Genomic DNA, 12678 nt, shown 5'->3' with positions numbered 1-12678 from the left:
GCAGGAGTGTGCGGCGAGCGGCGGCGGATGTCCGGCAGTCGTGCGACTCGTTCCGGGGATGTGGATCCCCCGGGGGTCAACCGTGGATCTCTCGGCGTCGCCGTGGCACTCGAGTGGGTCGGCCGTGGGTGTGGGCAGGTCCGTCGCGGGGCTCCGTCGCGACCCGGAGCCGCGCCGCGTCGCTCGTGACCTCACCCCGAAGTAGACACCTCGGTCCGGATCCAATCCCCGGACGGTCGGCACCACGAACCACCGCCCGTAAGCAACAACCCCCTCCGACGTGAAAGGAGTTCTCATGAACTCCACGACCCGCAAGCGCACCACCAAGACCCTCGCCTCGATCGCCGGCCTGGCCCTCCTGGCCGTGCCCCTCGCCGCGTGTGGCAGCGAGGACGACAACGACTCGGGCAGCAGCTCCAGCAGCTCGAGCAGCTCCAGCAGCACCGCCAGTGTGCCGGAGCCGGTCGCCTCGATCGGCGACCTGAGCACCGACGGCGGCACCACCGCGGTCAAGCTAGACCCCGACACCCTCAAGGCCCTCGAGGGTCTCAAGGTCACGCCCGGCGTGTCCGGCACCGCCAAGCTCGAGGACGGCTCGATCATCTTCCCGATCACCGGCGGCAACGTGACGGTCTTCAAGAAGGACGCCGTCCCGCGCTACGTCGTCGGTCAGGTCCAGCACGAGGGCTCCGGCCTGACGCTGACCGCTGGCTCCACCGAGGTCACTGTCGGCAACTTCAACGTCGACCCCACCGTCTCGATCGTCTACGGGGACGTCATGGCCGGCAGCAAGGTCGTCGCCAGCAGCATCCCCGTCCTGCGCCTGGACGGTCGGACCCTGCAGACCCCGACGTTCGACAACGGCGAGGCCGTGCTCCAGGGCTCCGGCGTCTTCCTGACCGCCGGTGCGGCCGACCTGCTGAACCAGACGTTCGGCACCGACGCGTTGACCGACCAGACCAAGATCGGCGTCGCCACGATCACCGCCAAGATCCCGGCCTGATCACCGATCACCTGCTGATCACCCGCCGGTCACTCGCTGACCGAGGCTGATCGCGCTCCGAGCCTGGCCGCACCGACGCCTTCGTCGGTGCGGCCGGGCTCTGCTGCGTCCCGGGTACGGCGTCCCACCATCCGGCACGCGGCACCGCCGGCGCCGCGGACCTCGGGCTATGGTGGGCACGTCATGATGCGTCGACTTCTTCTTCGCTGCCGCAGCGAGGCTCCCGCCACCTAGGCCGCCGTCCTCCTCGCTGCGGAGAGAGTGCTGCGCCGGCACCCGCCCAGCCACCCAGCAGGAGAAGCACATGACCACCACGCCGAACCCCTCGACCGAGCACCCGACCGGCTCGCAGCAGTCCAGTGGCATGCCCCACGGACGCTACGAGCCGTTCATCCCGATCGACCTCGTCGACCGCACCTGGCCGACCAAGCGCATCGAGAAGGCTCCGCGCTGGTGTGCCGTCGACCTGCGCGACGGCAACCAGGCCCTCATCGATCCGATGAGCCCCGCCCGCAAGCTCGAGATGTTCACGCTGCTGGTCAAGATGGGCTACAAGGAGATCGAGGTCGGGTTCCCGAGTGCGAGCCAGACCGACTTCGACTTCGTGCGCCAGCTCATCGACGACGACCTCATCCCCGACGACGTCGTGATCCAGGTGCTGACCCAGGCGCGCGAGGAGCTCATCGAGCGCACCTACGAGGCCATCCGGGGCGCCAAGCAGGCCATCGTCCACCTCTACAACTCCACCTCGACGTTGCAGCGTCGGGTGGTCTTCGGCCTCGACGAGGACGGCATCGCCGACATCGCGGTCCAGGGCGCGCGGCTGTGCCGGAAGTACGAGGAGGGCGTCCCCGAGACCCGGGTCTTCTACGAGTACAGCCCCGAGTCCTACACCGGCACCGAGCTCGAGTTCGCCGTCCGCGTCTGCAACGAGGTGCTCGAGGTCTTCGAGCCGAGCGCCGAGAAGCCGGTCATCATCAACCTGCCGGCGACCGTCGAGATGACCACGCCCAACGTCTACGCCGACTCCATCGAGTGGATGCACCGTCACCTCGCCCACCGCGAGCACGTCGTGCTGTCGCTGCACCCCCACAACGACCGGGGCACCGCCGTCGCCGCGGCCGAGCTCGGCTACCTGGCCGGCGCCGACCGCATCGAGGGCTGCCTGTTCGGCAACGGCGAGCGCACCGGCAACGTCTGCCTGGTGACGCTCGGTCTCAACCTGTTCACCCAGGGCATCGACCCCGAGATCGACTTCTCCGACATCGACGACGTACGCCGCACCGTCGAGTACTGCAACCAGCTGCCGGTCCACGAGCGGCACCCCTACGGCGGTGACCTCGTCTACACCGCGTTCTCCGGCAGCCACCAGGACGCGATCAAGAAGGGCTTCGAGGCCCTCGAGCGCGACGCGGCCGCTGCGGGACACGGCGTCGACGAGCACCCGTGGGCGGTGCCCTACCTGCCGATCGACCCCAAGGACGTCGGCCGGTCCTACGAGGCCGTCATCCGCGTCAACAGCCAGTCCGGCAAGGGCGGCGTCGCCTACATCCTCAAGACCGAGCACAAGCTCGACCTGCCGCGGCGTGCTCAGATCGAGTTCAGCCGGGTCATCCAGCAGCACACCGACGCCGAGGGCGGCGAGGTCACCCCCGCCGAGATCTGGGCCGCGTTCCGCGCCGAGTACCTCGACCGCGAGACCCCGCTGCGGCTCGACTCCGTCCACACCAGCTCGGCGGCCGGGGAGAAGGACGCCCTCACCGTCGGGGTGTTCGTCGACGGAGAGCTGCGCAGCCTCGAGGGAGTCGGCAACGGACCGCTGTCGGCCTTCTGCGACGCCATCAACGGGCTCCCGCAGGACTACGACGTCCGGGTCCTCGACTACAGCGAGCACGCGCTCAGCGCCGGCGGCGACGCGATCGCGGCGGCGTACGTCGAGTGCGCGGTCGGCGACCACGTCGTGTGGGGCGTGGGGCTCGACGCCAACATCGTCACCGCCTCGCTCAAGGCCGTGATCAGTGCGGTCAACCGGGTCGGCTGAGCGACCCGCCCGACCGCTGCCCTAGGGTCCACTGCGTGTTGGTCTCCGAGCGCATCGGCCAGTTCTTCCTCGAGAGCGGCTCGGGGCGCGACCGACTCGAGTACACCGAGTACGGCGGCGGCGACCAGTGGGTCGTGCTCGTCCACGCCCAGCTGATGGCTCGACGCATGCACCGGCCGCTGGCGCGGGCCCTGGCGGCGCAGGGCGTGCACGTGGTCACCCTCGACCTGCTCGGGCACGGCCGGTCCGACCGTCCCGCCGACCCGTTGGTCTACTCGGTGACGGCCTTCGGTGAGCAGGTCCTGGCGCTGCTCGACCACCTCGGCGCCGCCGAGGCCGTCGTCGGTGGCACGTCGCTGGGGGCCAACGTGTCGCTCGAGGTCGCCGCCCTCGCGCCCGACCGGGTCCGGGGCCTGGTCCTGGAGATGCCGGTCCTCGACAACGCCGTCGAGGCCGGCATCGTCGCGTTCGCGCCGCTGATGTTCGCCGCTCGGTTCGCGCCGCTCGCCGTCAGCGGCGTGCGCCGGATCACCAAGGCCGTGCCCCGCGGGGTCGTCCCCTTCTGGGCCGGCGTCGTGCTCGACACCGGCAACCAGCAGGCCGGTTCGATGGCCGCCGTCATCCACGGCATCTTCTTCGGCCGGATCGCGCCGTCGTCGGCCGCGCGTCGAGCGATGACCATGCCCGCGCTGGTCGTCGGTCACCCCGCCGACCCGATCCACCCCGCCGCGGACGCCGCGATGCTGGCCGACGAGATGCCCGGGGCGACGTTCGTGACCGCCCACAGCATCCTCGAGTGGCGGGTGCGGCCCGAGCGGCTCGACCAGGCGGCGGTCGAGTTCGTCCTCGGGTGCTGGAAGCGACCGGCCCGCCGTCGCGCGCGTCGTACGGGGGGCGCGACCAGGGAGCAGGGATGATGGGCGCATGCCCGTCTACCGCGACGAGGCGGTCGTGCTGCGCACCCACAAGCTGGGGGAGGCCGACCGCATCATCACCCTGCTGACCCGGCACCACGGCCGGGTCCGCGCCGTGGCCAAGGGCGTGCGTCGTACGACCTCGAAGTTCGGCTCGCGGCTCGAGCCCTTCACCCACGTCGACCTCCAGCTGGCCGAGGGCCGCAACCTCGACATCGTCACCCAGGCCGAGACCCGCTCGCTCTTCCACGCCGGCATGGGCAGCGACTACGACCGCTACACCTCGGGCACCGCGATGCTCGAGACCGCCGAGCGCCTCGTGACCGAGGAGAAGGAGCCCTCGCTCCAGCAGTTCCTGCTGCTCGTGGGCGGCCTGCGCGCACTGTCGGACGCCGACCGGCGGCCCCTGCAGGTGCTCGACTCCTACATCCTGCGCTCGCTCTCCGTCGCCGGCTACGCCCCGACCTTCACCCACTGCGCCCACTGCGGCATCGAGGGCCCGCACCGATGGTTCAACCCCTCGATGGGCGGCGTCCTCTGCGTCACCTGCCGCCTCCCGGGCTCCGCCGCTCCGGCCCCCGAGACGCTGCTGGTGCTCGGCGCGCTCCTCGCTGGCGACTGGGCCGTCGTCCACGCCGCCGACGAACGGCACCTGCGCGAGGCCAGCTCGCTGGTCGCCGCGTTCCTGACCTGGCACCTCGAGCGGCAGCTGCGCTCCTGGGCCCACATCACGCGCTGACGCGACAGCAGCCGTCGCCTGGGCGCGGGATCATCCAGCCCGGCGCGTCAGGGTCAGCCGCGTGGGGGCGACCACCCACCCGACCCCGGCGCACAGCAGCGGTACGCCGAGCACGAGCAGTCCCAGTGGCGCCCATGGGACCGGCGTGCCGGGGGTGCCGACCACCTGGAGCAGGGAGGCGCCGCCGGCCAGGCCCAGCAGCAGGCCGAGGCCGGAGCCGAGCCCGCCGACGTAGAGCGCGTGCCCGGCCGAGGTCGCGCGGCGCAACCACGGCGGGGCGCCGACGGCGGCCAGGGTCGCAGCGTCCTCGCGGGCCTCGGCGGCCGACAGGGCGACGATCAGCCCGACCACAAGGCCGGTCACGACCAGCACTCCGAGCGCCCCGGCCAGCACCAGTGCACCTTGGTCCACCCTGTCGTAGCTCTCGAGCCCGGTGAAGGCCGAGATGCCGTGGAGCGAGAGCCGCTCGGAGTCCTCGGCGTGCAGGCCGTCGGGGCCGGCCACCCACCACGCGTCGGGGTTGACGCGCAGGGTGGTGGCGCCGAGGTCGGCTGCGGTCTTCACGGAGATCCAGGCTGCTGCGTCGGTCGCCCAGGACGTGTCCACGTGGACCTGGACAGCAGGCAGGCTCAGGTCGCGCTGTCCGTGTCCGGCGTGCATCGTGAGTCGTCCCGAGGGTGCGGAGGCGACCGTGAGGGCCGAGCCCTCGGCGAACGCGGCGCGGGCCTTGTCGGACACCCCGGCCCGGGCCAGCAGTGCGTCGTCGACGACCCAGACGGGCTCGCCCCCCGGGCCGACCAGGTCGCGCCACCGTCGGACAGGCGTCCACGTCATCAGCAGCTCCTCGGCGCCGACGACGTCGTGCAGGGTGCGACTGAGCGCGGCGATGCTCGGGGCGTCGACCCCCTGCCCCTCGGCCAGGGAGATCACGCCGACACCGTCGGGCAGCCCGCTCCCGGTGTCCGACTCGGGGATCGAGTCGGCGGCCGAGACACCCATCCCGGCGAAGACCGCGCCCATGGTCACGATGCCGACGGCGAGCACCGCGGCCGTCGTACGGCCCCGGTTGCGGGTGGCGTCGCGGGTGGCCAGGCGCCAGGGGAGCCAGCCGCGCGTGCTGGTCCGGCCGGCGGCCGAGATCAGCCACGGCAGGGCCAGCGTCGTGCCGACGAGGACGACCAGGGCGCACAGCCCGCCGAAGACGACGGGAACGAGGGATGCCGCGGGAGCCACGGTGCCGGGATCGACCGCGCTGCCGTCGGGGGCGGCGGCCGCCGGCGGGGTGGCGAAGGTGCGGGCGATCCACGAGCCGCAGACCACGAGCCCCAGCAGCCCCGCGCCGACGAGGCCCAGACCGGGGTTGCGGAACCGGTGGCGGTGCCCGGACGCGACCGCGACGTGCCCGTCGAGGGCCTGGACCGCGGTCATCCGACCGATGCCCCACGCCGGGATCGCGGCGGCGAGCACCGCGCTGACCACGCCGAGGACCGCGACGACCAGGATGGTGCCGACCGAGAACGAGTAGTCGTAGTAGGTCGTCGATCCCAGCCGTCCCAGCGTCCCGCGGCCCCAGCCGAGGACCGCCAGCCCGCCGCCGGTACCGAGCACGGCGGCCAGGACGCCCACCCAGAGTCCCTGCGCCAGGACGGTACGGCGGACGTCGGCCGGGGAGGCCCCGGTGGTGATGAGCAGGCCCAGGGTGCGGGCCTGGCGTCGCGCGCCGACGGCGAACGCGGCGCCCACCAGCACGAGCACCTCGGTCAAGCCAATCCCGAGGACCACGGCGCCCGCGGCAACCGCAGCCGGATCCGCGGGGGTGGGAGTCGGGGCGGACTGACCCCAGGCGCGCGGGTGCTCCGCGGCGTCGCGCATCCACGACGAGATCCCGTGGGCAGCCAGGTCGTCGTGCAGCTCGATCGCCTCGGCGGTCGACAGGTCGGGCAGGTCGACGAGGTACCTGGGCATCCACGGACCACCGGCGTAGGCGTCACGGGTGACGCCCTCGAGGACGGAGGTGCCGGGCGGCAGCACAAACGAGCGGGGGTCGTGGATGGTCGTGTCGACGACGGGGTCGATGATCCCGACGACCCGCAGCGCGGTGCCGTCCGCGAGAGCCACGCTGGCGTCATCGGCCGGCTCCGCCCCGTCGAGGAGACCGAGCTCGTCGGCCACCAGCCGGGGGATGGCGACCTCGTCGGGTGCCGACGGCGCACGGCCCGCCACGAGCGGATCGGTGGTGCCGTGGACCAACGGGTCGTCGAGGTCGGCGATGGTGGCGACGAAGGTGCCGCCGGTGGCGAGCTGGAACTGCACCTCACCGGTCTGCGTCACGCGTGAACCGGGTGGCAGGAGGCTCGCGAGGTCGACGGCTCCGGGGGCGCGTCGCTCGGCGCGTGCGGCTCCTCGGGGCTCGTCGTAGATGGCGTAGCGGCCCTGGTCCTGGAGCGTCGAGGTCACGGTCGGCCAGGGGGTCACGGTGATCTTGGCGTCGGCGGACCCGTAGTCGGTCTGGAGGGAGTTGGCGGAGTAGAAGTCCTCGGTCAGCTCCAGCGTCGAGGCGACCACGGCGGCCGTGATCGGCAGCGCCACCAGGAGCGTGAGGACCGCGGTGCGGATGCGGTGGGCGAGGAGGTCGCGCCAGGCGATCCGCAGTGCGGGACGCCAGCGGTTGATCCGCTTCACGACTCAGACCTCCGCGAGCAGCGACTCGGGCCCAGCCGACTGGCCGGTGTCGTCGACTGCGGCACCGTCGCGCAGGAAGACGACCCGGTCGGCCCAGGCCGCGTGGCCGGCGTCGTGGGTCACCAGGAGGGCCGCGACCCCGCGAGCGCAACGCTCACGGAGCAGACGCATCACCTGCTCCCCGGTGCCCGAGTCGAGGGCGCCGGTCGGCTCGTCGGCCAGGATGAGGGTGCGCTCGCCGACCACCGCACGGGCGATCGCGACCCGCTGCTGCTGCCCGCCGGACATGTCCTGAGGCAGCCGGTCGGCCAGGTCGGCCAGGCCGACGTCGGCCAGCGCCTCGCAGGCGTGGCCGCGCGCGACCCGGGCGCGCACGCCGTCCAGCTCGAGGGGGAGCGCGACGTTCTCGGCCGCCGTGAGCGACGGGATGAGGTTGAAGTCCTGGAACACGTAGCCGACCTTGTGCCGTCGCAGCCTGGCCAGGTCGCGCGGTGCCAGGTCGCCGAGCTCGACCCCGTCGACGAGCACCTGCCCGGCCGTCGCGCGGTCGAGGCCACCGGCGAGGTTGAGCAGGGTCGACTTGCCGGACCCGCTGGGCCCCATCACCGCCACCAGCTCGCCGACAGCGACGTGGATGGTCAGACCGCGCAGCGCGTGGACGGCGGCGTTGCCGGTGCCGTGGATGCGGTCGACGTCGACCAGGGAGAGGGCGTTCATCGGGCGGTCTCCTTCGTGGGGGCGGGGACGGTGGTGGGGCGGGAAGCGGTCGCGGGGCGGACTCGGGTGAGGGTCAGCTCGCAGTGGTCGAGCCACCGCAGCTCGGCCTCGGCCATGAAGCGCAGGTTGTCGAGCACGAGGGTCCACGCGAGGTCGTCGCCCTCACCGTCACGCTTCAGGCGGGTCAGCTCCTGGAGCCGCTGCATGGTCGAGGTGCGCTGGGCCTGCACCACGGAGCGGACGTCGAGGTCCGGTGTCGCGGCGGCCAGGGCGAGCTTGATCGCGAGCTCGTCGCGGGGCCGGTCGCCGAGCGTGATCGGTCGGGTCCACCAGGTGCGCACGGTCTCCCGGCCGAGGTCGGTGAGCTGGTAGCGCTGGCGGCCCTCCCCGTCGACGTCCAGGGCGCTCACCTGTCCGTCGCGCTCGAGCCGGGCCAGCGTCGAGTAGACCTGGCCGATGTTGAGCGGCCAGGTGGACCCGGTGGTGTGCTCGAACTCGGCACGCAGCTGGTAGCCGTACATGGGGCCACGGTCGAGGAGGGCCAGGAGGCCGTGCGGGATGCTCATGGATACGGAGTATGCATACCGCGTACGCACATCGCAAGGACCGGACATCTTGGCGCGTCGGCATCGACCGGGTGCCCCGTGGGTGGGAGCGGGGAGGACGGCGTCTCTCGAGGAGCGCGGGCGTCAGGCGGCGAAGGTGTCGATCGCCAGGGTCAGGTCGTCCCCGGTGTGGTCGCGTTGCAGGTCGCTGAGGATCCGTGCTGCCGCGGGCAGGCTCGCCGAGTCGGCGGCCAGCACGACGCCGACGAGGTGGGCTGCGGGGACGAGCAGGAGCGCAGCGCGGTAGCCGGGCAGCCGACCGTTGAGGTACAGCTGACCGGACGGACCGAGGGCCCATCCCAGGCCGTACCTCATCGGGTCTCCCGCCCGGGTGCGCGCGGTCCGCGTCGGCTCCAGGAGGTCCGGCTCGTCGAGGAGGTGCTCACCGAACGACAGCACGTCCTCCACCGTCGAGCACAGGCCGCCGCTGGGTCGCCGGCCGCGAGGGTAGGCCGTGCCTGCGACCCGTCGTCCCCGGTCGTCGCCGGGCGTGAGGTCCGGCGGGACGGCGAACGACGTGCTGGCGAGCCCCCACGGCCTCAGGACCAGGCTCTCCACCGCCTCCTCGAAGGGCTCGCCCGTCAGGGTCGCGACCAGCGCACCGGCCAGGAAGTAGTTGCCGTTGTAGTACTCCCAGCGCAGTCCGGGCGAACGGATGCTGCCGGCTCGGACGACGAGCCGGGCGGCGTCGAGGGCGACTCCGTCGTGGTCCCCGAGGCGGGCGATGTCGTCCCCGGAGACGGTCGGTGCGAGCCCCGAGGTCTGCGCCAGCACCTCGGCGATGGTGAGGTCGCGATCAGCAGCCCAGTCCGCCCTCAGCCCGGGCAGCACGTCGAGCACCGGCGCGTCCAGACCGATGCCGGCACGCTGCGTCGCCCGGAGGACGGCAACGGCGGTGAGGGGCTTGGTCAGTGACGCGACTCGAAAGGACGACGCGGTGGTGGCGCGGCCGATGCCCACGGACTCCCTGACCCTGTCCACACTCGTGCCGACGACCGCGTGCCCCGCCGCTGCGCGAAGCGGGGCGACGTCCACTCGCTCCAACCCGGCCACGTCAGGAGCCTATCGACGGTGTGCTCGAGTCCCCGACGTGCTGGAGGCGAGACGTCAGACCGCGACCGGTCCGAGGACGGCGTGCGGGGCCTTCGTCGCGTGAGCCCAGTAGCGGTCGCCCCACGACCAGTGCCACCACTCGGTGGGGTAGTTGATCAGGCCGGCCCCACTCATCGCCCGGTGCAGCTCGAGGCGTAGGAGCCGTGCCTCGTGCCCAATGCCGGGGTGGTGGGTGTAGCAGCGTCCGTCCGACGCCTCGGGCGAGGCGTCGATCGGGCACCCCAGGTCGAGAACCTGTCCGTCGTTAGTCGTCAGCAGCACGTCGACGGCTGCTCCGGCCGTGTGCGGGGCGATCTCCGGAGGAGACACGAAGCGGCTGGCGAGTCGGTGTGCCTCGACCTCGGTGAGGCCGGGTCGCTCGGTGCGCAGGCGTGCGGCGTAGCGCTCGAAGTAGAAGCGCTGCAGGGCAGGCGGACGCCAGCCCTCGTTGAGGGCGAGCACGAGGTCGTCGGGGAGTGCGGCCGCTGCGTCGACGAGTCGGTCGAGCACGGGCTGCCGCAGGTGACGGGCGTCGGTCGTCTCGCCGGTGAACGCGATGAGTCCGTCGGTGTCGACCAACGCAGCGTCCGAATCGGCGACCGGGATCGACACCACGGCGGGATCGGACATCAGCACCACGTCGTCCCAGGTCATCCGGGAGACGCTAGCTCCGCCACGGGGGTCGGCCACGGTCGGGGTCGGCCGCCGCTCGGTCCTGGCCGTGGTCGCGTTCCTCGGCGTGACCCACCGCGCGTGGCAGACGTGCGGGACCGGTCGCACTGACCTGCACGCCGACGACCGGACGCCACACGGTTGCCTAGGGTGGGGCTGTGAAGCGTGCCGTACGTCCCCCCACCCCGCACCCGTCCGGGGCTCGACCGCCGGCGATCCCGGCGCAGTTCGTGCCGAAGCACGTCGCGATCGTGATGGACGGCAACGGGCGCTGGGCCAAGGAGCGTGGGCTGCCGCGGACCCGAGGGCACGAGGCGGGGGAGTCCTCGCTGTTCGACGTGGTCGAGGGGGCGATCGAGATCGGCGTCAAGGCCGTCTCGGCCTACGCGTTCTCGACCGAGAACTGGACGAGGTCTCCTGAGGAGGTCAAGTTCCTCATGGGCTTCAACCGCGACGTCATTCGTCGGCGGCGCGACGAGATGCACGAGCTCGGGGTCCGGGTGCGATGGGCCGGACGCGCGCCCCGGCTGTGGAAGTCGGTGATCAAGGAGCTCCAGGTCGCCGAGGAGCTCACCCGCGACAACGACGTGCTCACGCTGACGATGTGCGTCAACTACGGCGGTCGCGCCGAGCTCGCTGACGCCGCCCGCTCCATCGCGCGCGAGGTCGCGGCCGGCAGGCTCAACCCCGACAAGGTCGACGAGAAGACCTTCGCCAAGCACCTCTACGTGCCCGAGCAGGCCGAGGCCGACCTCGTGTGGCGGACCTCCGGCGAGCAGCGCCTGTCCAACTTCGTGCTGTGGCAGGCGGCGTACGCCGAGATGGTCTTCACCGACATCCTGTGGCCCGACGTCGATCGGCTCGCGCTGTGGCGGGCGATCGAGATCTACGCCGAGCGCGACCGGCGCTACGGCCGGGCCTGACGGTCAGTCGTCGAGGTCCTGTCGAGGAGTACGTCGGCTGAGGTGCGAGGAGCCCCGGCGACGAGCCTCGAAGCCACCGCAGCCGACCTCTCGACCGCACGGCGCCCCGTGATCCACGGATCGCTGGGCGCCCGGGCCCCACGCGGAGCCGACCGCACGGCGCATGTCACGGGGGTGCGGCCGCCGTGCCGGTGCGGCCCGCAAGGCTGGGCCGGCGGCAGCCTGGCCAGGCGGCGCGGGTCGGCGGCACGAGCCGTGCGCCCGTGACAGATCGACTCAGTGCTCGTCGTAGTGCTCGTCGTGCGCGGCGTGCCGGTGCCCGTCGTGGACGTAGTCGACGTGGTCGTCGTGGGGTACGGCGACGTGGCCGCACTCGGGCCCGTGGTCGTGGTCGTGCACCTCGTGGTCGTCGCTCACCTCGTGTCCGAGCGGCTCGTCGACGTACGGCGTCTGCAGGCGACTGCGGTGCCGCAGCCACGCTGCGACGGGCCAGGTCACGGCGAAGCCCAGCAGCGACAGCAGGACGATCGTGGGGCCGGGTGCGACCTGGGCGCGGTAGGACGCGAACGCCGCGACCACCAGGCCGCCGACCGAGGCGAGCGCGCCGAGGAGCATCGCCGCGCCGATGGTCGTGCGGAACGAGCGCGACAGCTGCTGCGAGGTCGCGACTGGCACCACCATCAGCGCGGAGACGAGCAGCAGGCCGACCGTGCGCATGGCGACGGTGACGCTGACGGCCGCGAGCACGGCGACGAGCAGGTTGTAGGACCGCACGCGGAGTCCGGCCACCATCGCGAACTCGGCGTCCTGCGCGACGGCGAAGAGCTGGGGAGCCAGCCCGACGCACACGGCGATCACGATCGCGGCCAGCACCATCGTGACGACGACGTCGCCGGCCGAGATCGTGGTGATCGAGCCGAAGAGGTACTGCTGGAGGCGCGCTGCGCTCTGGTTGCCCAGGCCCGTGACCAGGACGCCGCCGGCCAGCCCGCCGTAGAACAGCAGCGCGAGCGCCACGTCGCCGTTGGTGTGGCCGCGCTCGCGGATCAGCTCGATCGCGACCGCGCCGAGGACCGCGACGACCACGGCCGTCCAGGTCGGCGACCACCCGGTCAGCAGCCCGATCGCGACCCCGGTCACCGCGACGTGCCCGATGCCGTCGCCCATCAGCGCGAGCCGGCGCTGCACCAGGTAGGTGCCGACGGCCGGCGCGGCCAGGCCGGTGAAGAGCGCGGCCAGCAGGGCCCGCTGCATGAACGGCAGGCTGAACAGCTCGGCGGGGCTCATCGT

At 72.4% G+C, this 12678-nt stretch carries 11 protein-coding genes; 5 read left to right on the top strand and 6 right to left on the bottom strand.

The features are described 5' to 3' along the window. The first annotated feature begins 295 nt into the window (after positions 1-295). The 4 genes from FJQ56_RS17730 (at position 296) to recO (ending at position 4697) form a co-directional block, all read left to right on the top strand. Positions 296-1003, top strand: a complete 708-nt coding sequence (locus FJQ56_RS17730) for a hypothetical protein (RefSeq protein WP_140010914.1) — start codon at positions 296-298, stop codon at positions 1001-1003. Positions 1004-1307: 304 nt separating this feature from the next. Continuing rightward, entirely contained in the window at positions 1308-3044 is a 1737-nt protein-coding gene (gene leuA / locus FJQ56_RS17725; protein ID WP_246084230.1) for a 2-isopropylmalate synthase, read from the top strand. Between the two features lie 35 nt (positions 3045-3079). Beyond that, positions 3080-3961: an alpha/beta fold hydrolase gene (locus FJQ56_RS17720; protein ID WP_246084229.1), complete on the top strand. Its 882-nt coding sequence runs from the start codon at positions 3080-3082 to the stop codon at positions 3959-3961. Between the two features lie 7 nt (positions 3962-3968). Continuing rightward, complete coding sequence (gene recO / locus FJQ56_RS17715; RefSeq protein WP_140010913.1) at positions 3969-4697, top strand: DNA repair protein RecO; 729 nt, start codon at positions 3969-3971, stop codon at positions 4695-4697. A 30-nt stretch (positions 4698-4727) separates the two neighbouring features. Here recO and FJQ56_RS17710 read toward each other — a convergent pair whose 3' ends face one another. The 5 genes from FJQ56_RS17710 to FJQ56_RS17690 all read right to left on the bottom strand — a co-directional run bounded on the left by FJQ56_RS17710 (position 4728) and on the right by FJQ56_RS17690 (position 10447). Next, entirely contained in the window at positions 4728-7379 is a 2652-nt protein-coding gene (locus FJQ56_RS17710) for an ABC transporter permease (RefSeq protein WP_140010912.1), read from the bottom strand. A gap of 3 nt (positions 7380-7382) precedes the next feature. Further along, positions 7383-8096: an ABC transporter ATP-binding protein gene (locus FJQ56_RS17705; protein ID WP_140010911.1), complete on the bottom strand. Its 714-nt coding sequence runs from the start codon at positions 8094-8096 to the stop codon at positions 7383-7385. Beyond that, positions 8093-8662 (bottom strand): PadR family transcriptional regulator, encoded by a 570-nt coding sequence (locus FJQ56_RS17700; protein ID WP_140010910.1) that lies wholly within the window; start codon positions 8660-8662, stop codon positions 8093-8095. Before FJQ56_RS17700 ends, FJQ56_RS17705 begins: the two co-directional genes overlap by 4 nt. Before the next feature lie 123 nt (positions 8663-8785). Then, on the bottom strand, positions 8786-9736 hold the full coding sequence (locus FJQ56_RS17695; protein ID WP_281284699.1) for a serine hydrolase domain-containing protein: 951 nt from the start codon (positions 9734-9736) through the stop codon (positions 8786-8788). Positions 9737-9808: 72 nt separating this feature from the next. Next, positions 9809-10447, bottom strand: a complete 639-nt coding sequence (locus FJQ56_RS17690) for a M15 family metallopeptidase (protein ID WP_140010908.1) — start codon at positions 10445-10447, stop codon at positions 9809-9811. Positions 10448-10623: 176 nt separating this feature from the next. On the opposite strand from FJQ56_RS17690, the gene FJQ56_RS17685 reads away from it, so the two are divergent. After that, complete coding sequence (locus FJQ56_RS17685; protein ID WP_140010907.1) at positions 10624-11388, top strand: isoprenyl transferase; 765 nt, start codon at positions 10624-10626, stop codon at positions 11386-11388. Positions 11389-11664: 276 nt separating this feature from the next. Here the strand turns inward: FJQ56_RS17685 and FJQ56_RS17680 are convergent, their stop codons facing one another. Next, complete coding sequence (locus tag FJQ56_RS17680) at positions 11665-12675, bottom strand: metal ABC transporter permease (protein WP_140010906.1); 1011 nt, start codon at positions 12673-12675, stop codon at positions 11665-11667. Between the last annotated feature and the right edge of the window lie 3 nt (positions 12676-12678).

The organism is Nocardioides plantarum, assembly GCF_006346395.1.
Classification (GTDB): Bacteria; Actinomycetota; Actinomycetes; order Propionibacteriales; family Nocardioidaceae; genus Nocardioides; species Nocardioides plantarum.
The sequence above is the reverse complement of the archived record's forward strand: the minus strand, read 5'-3'. Positions and strand labels throughout refer to the sequence as shown.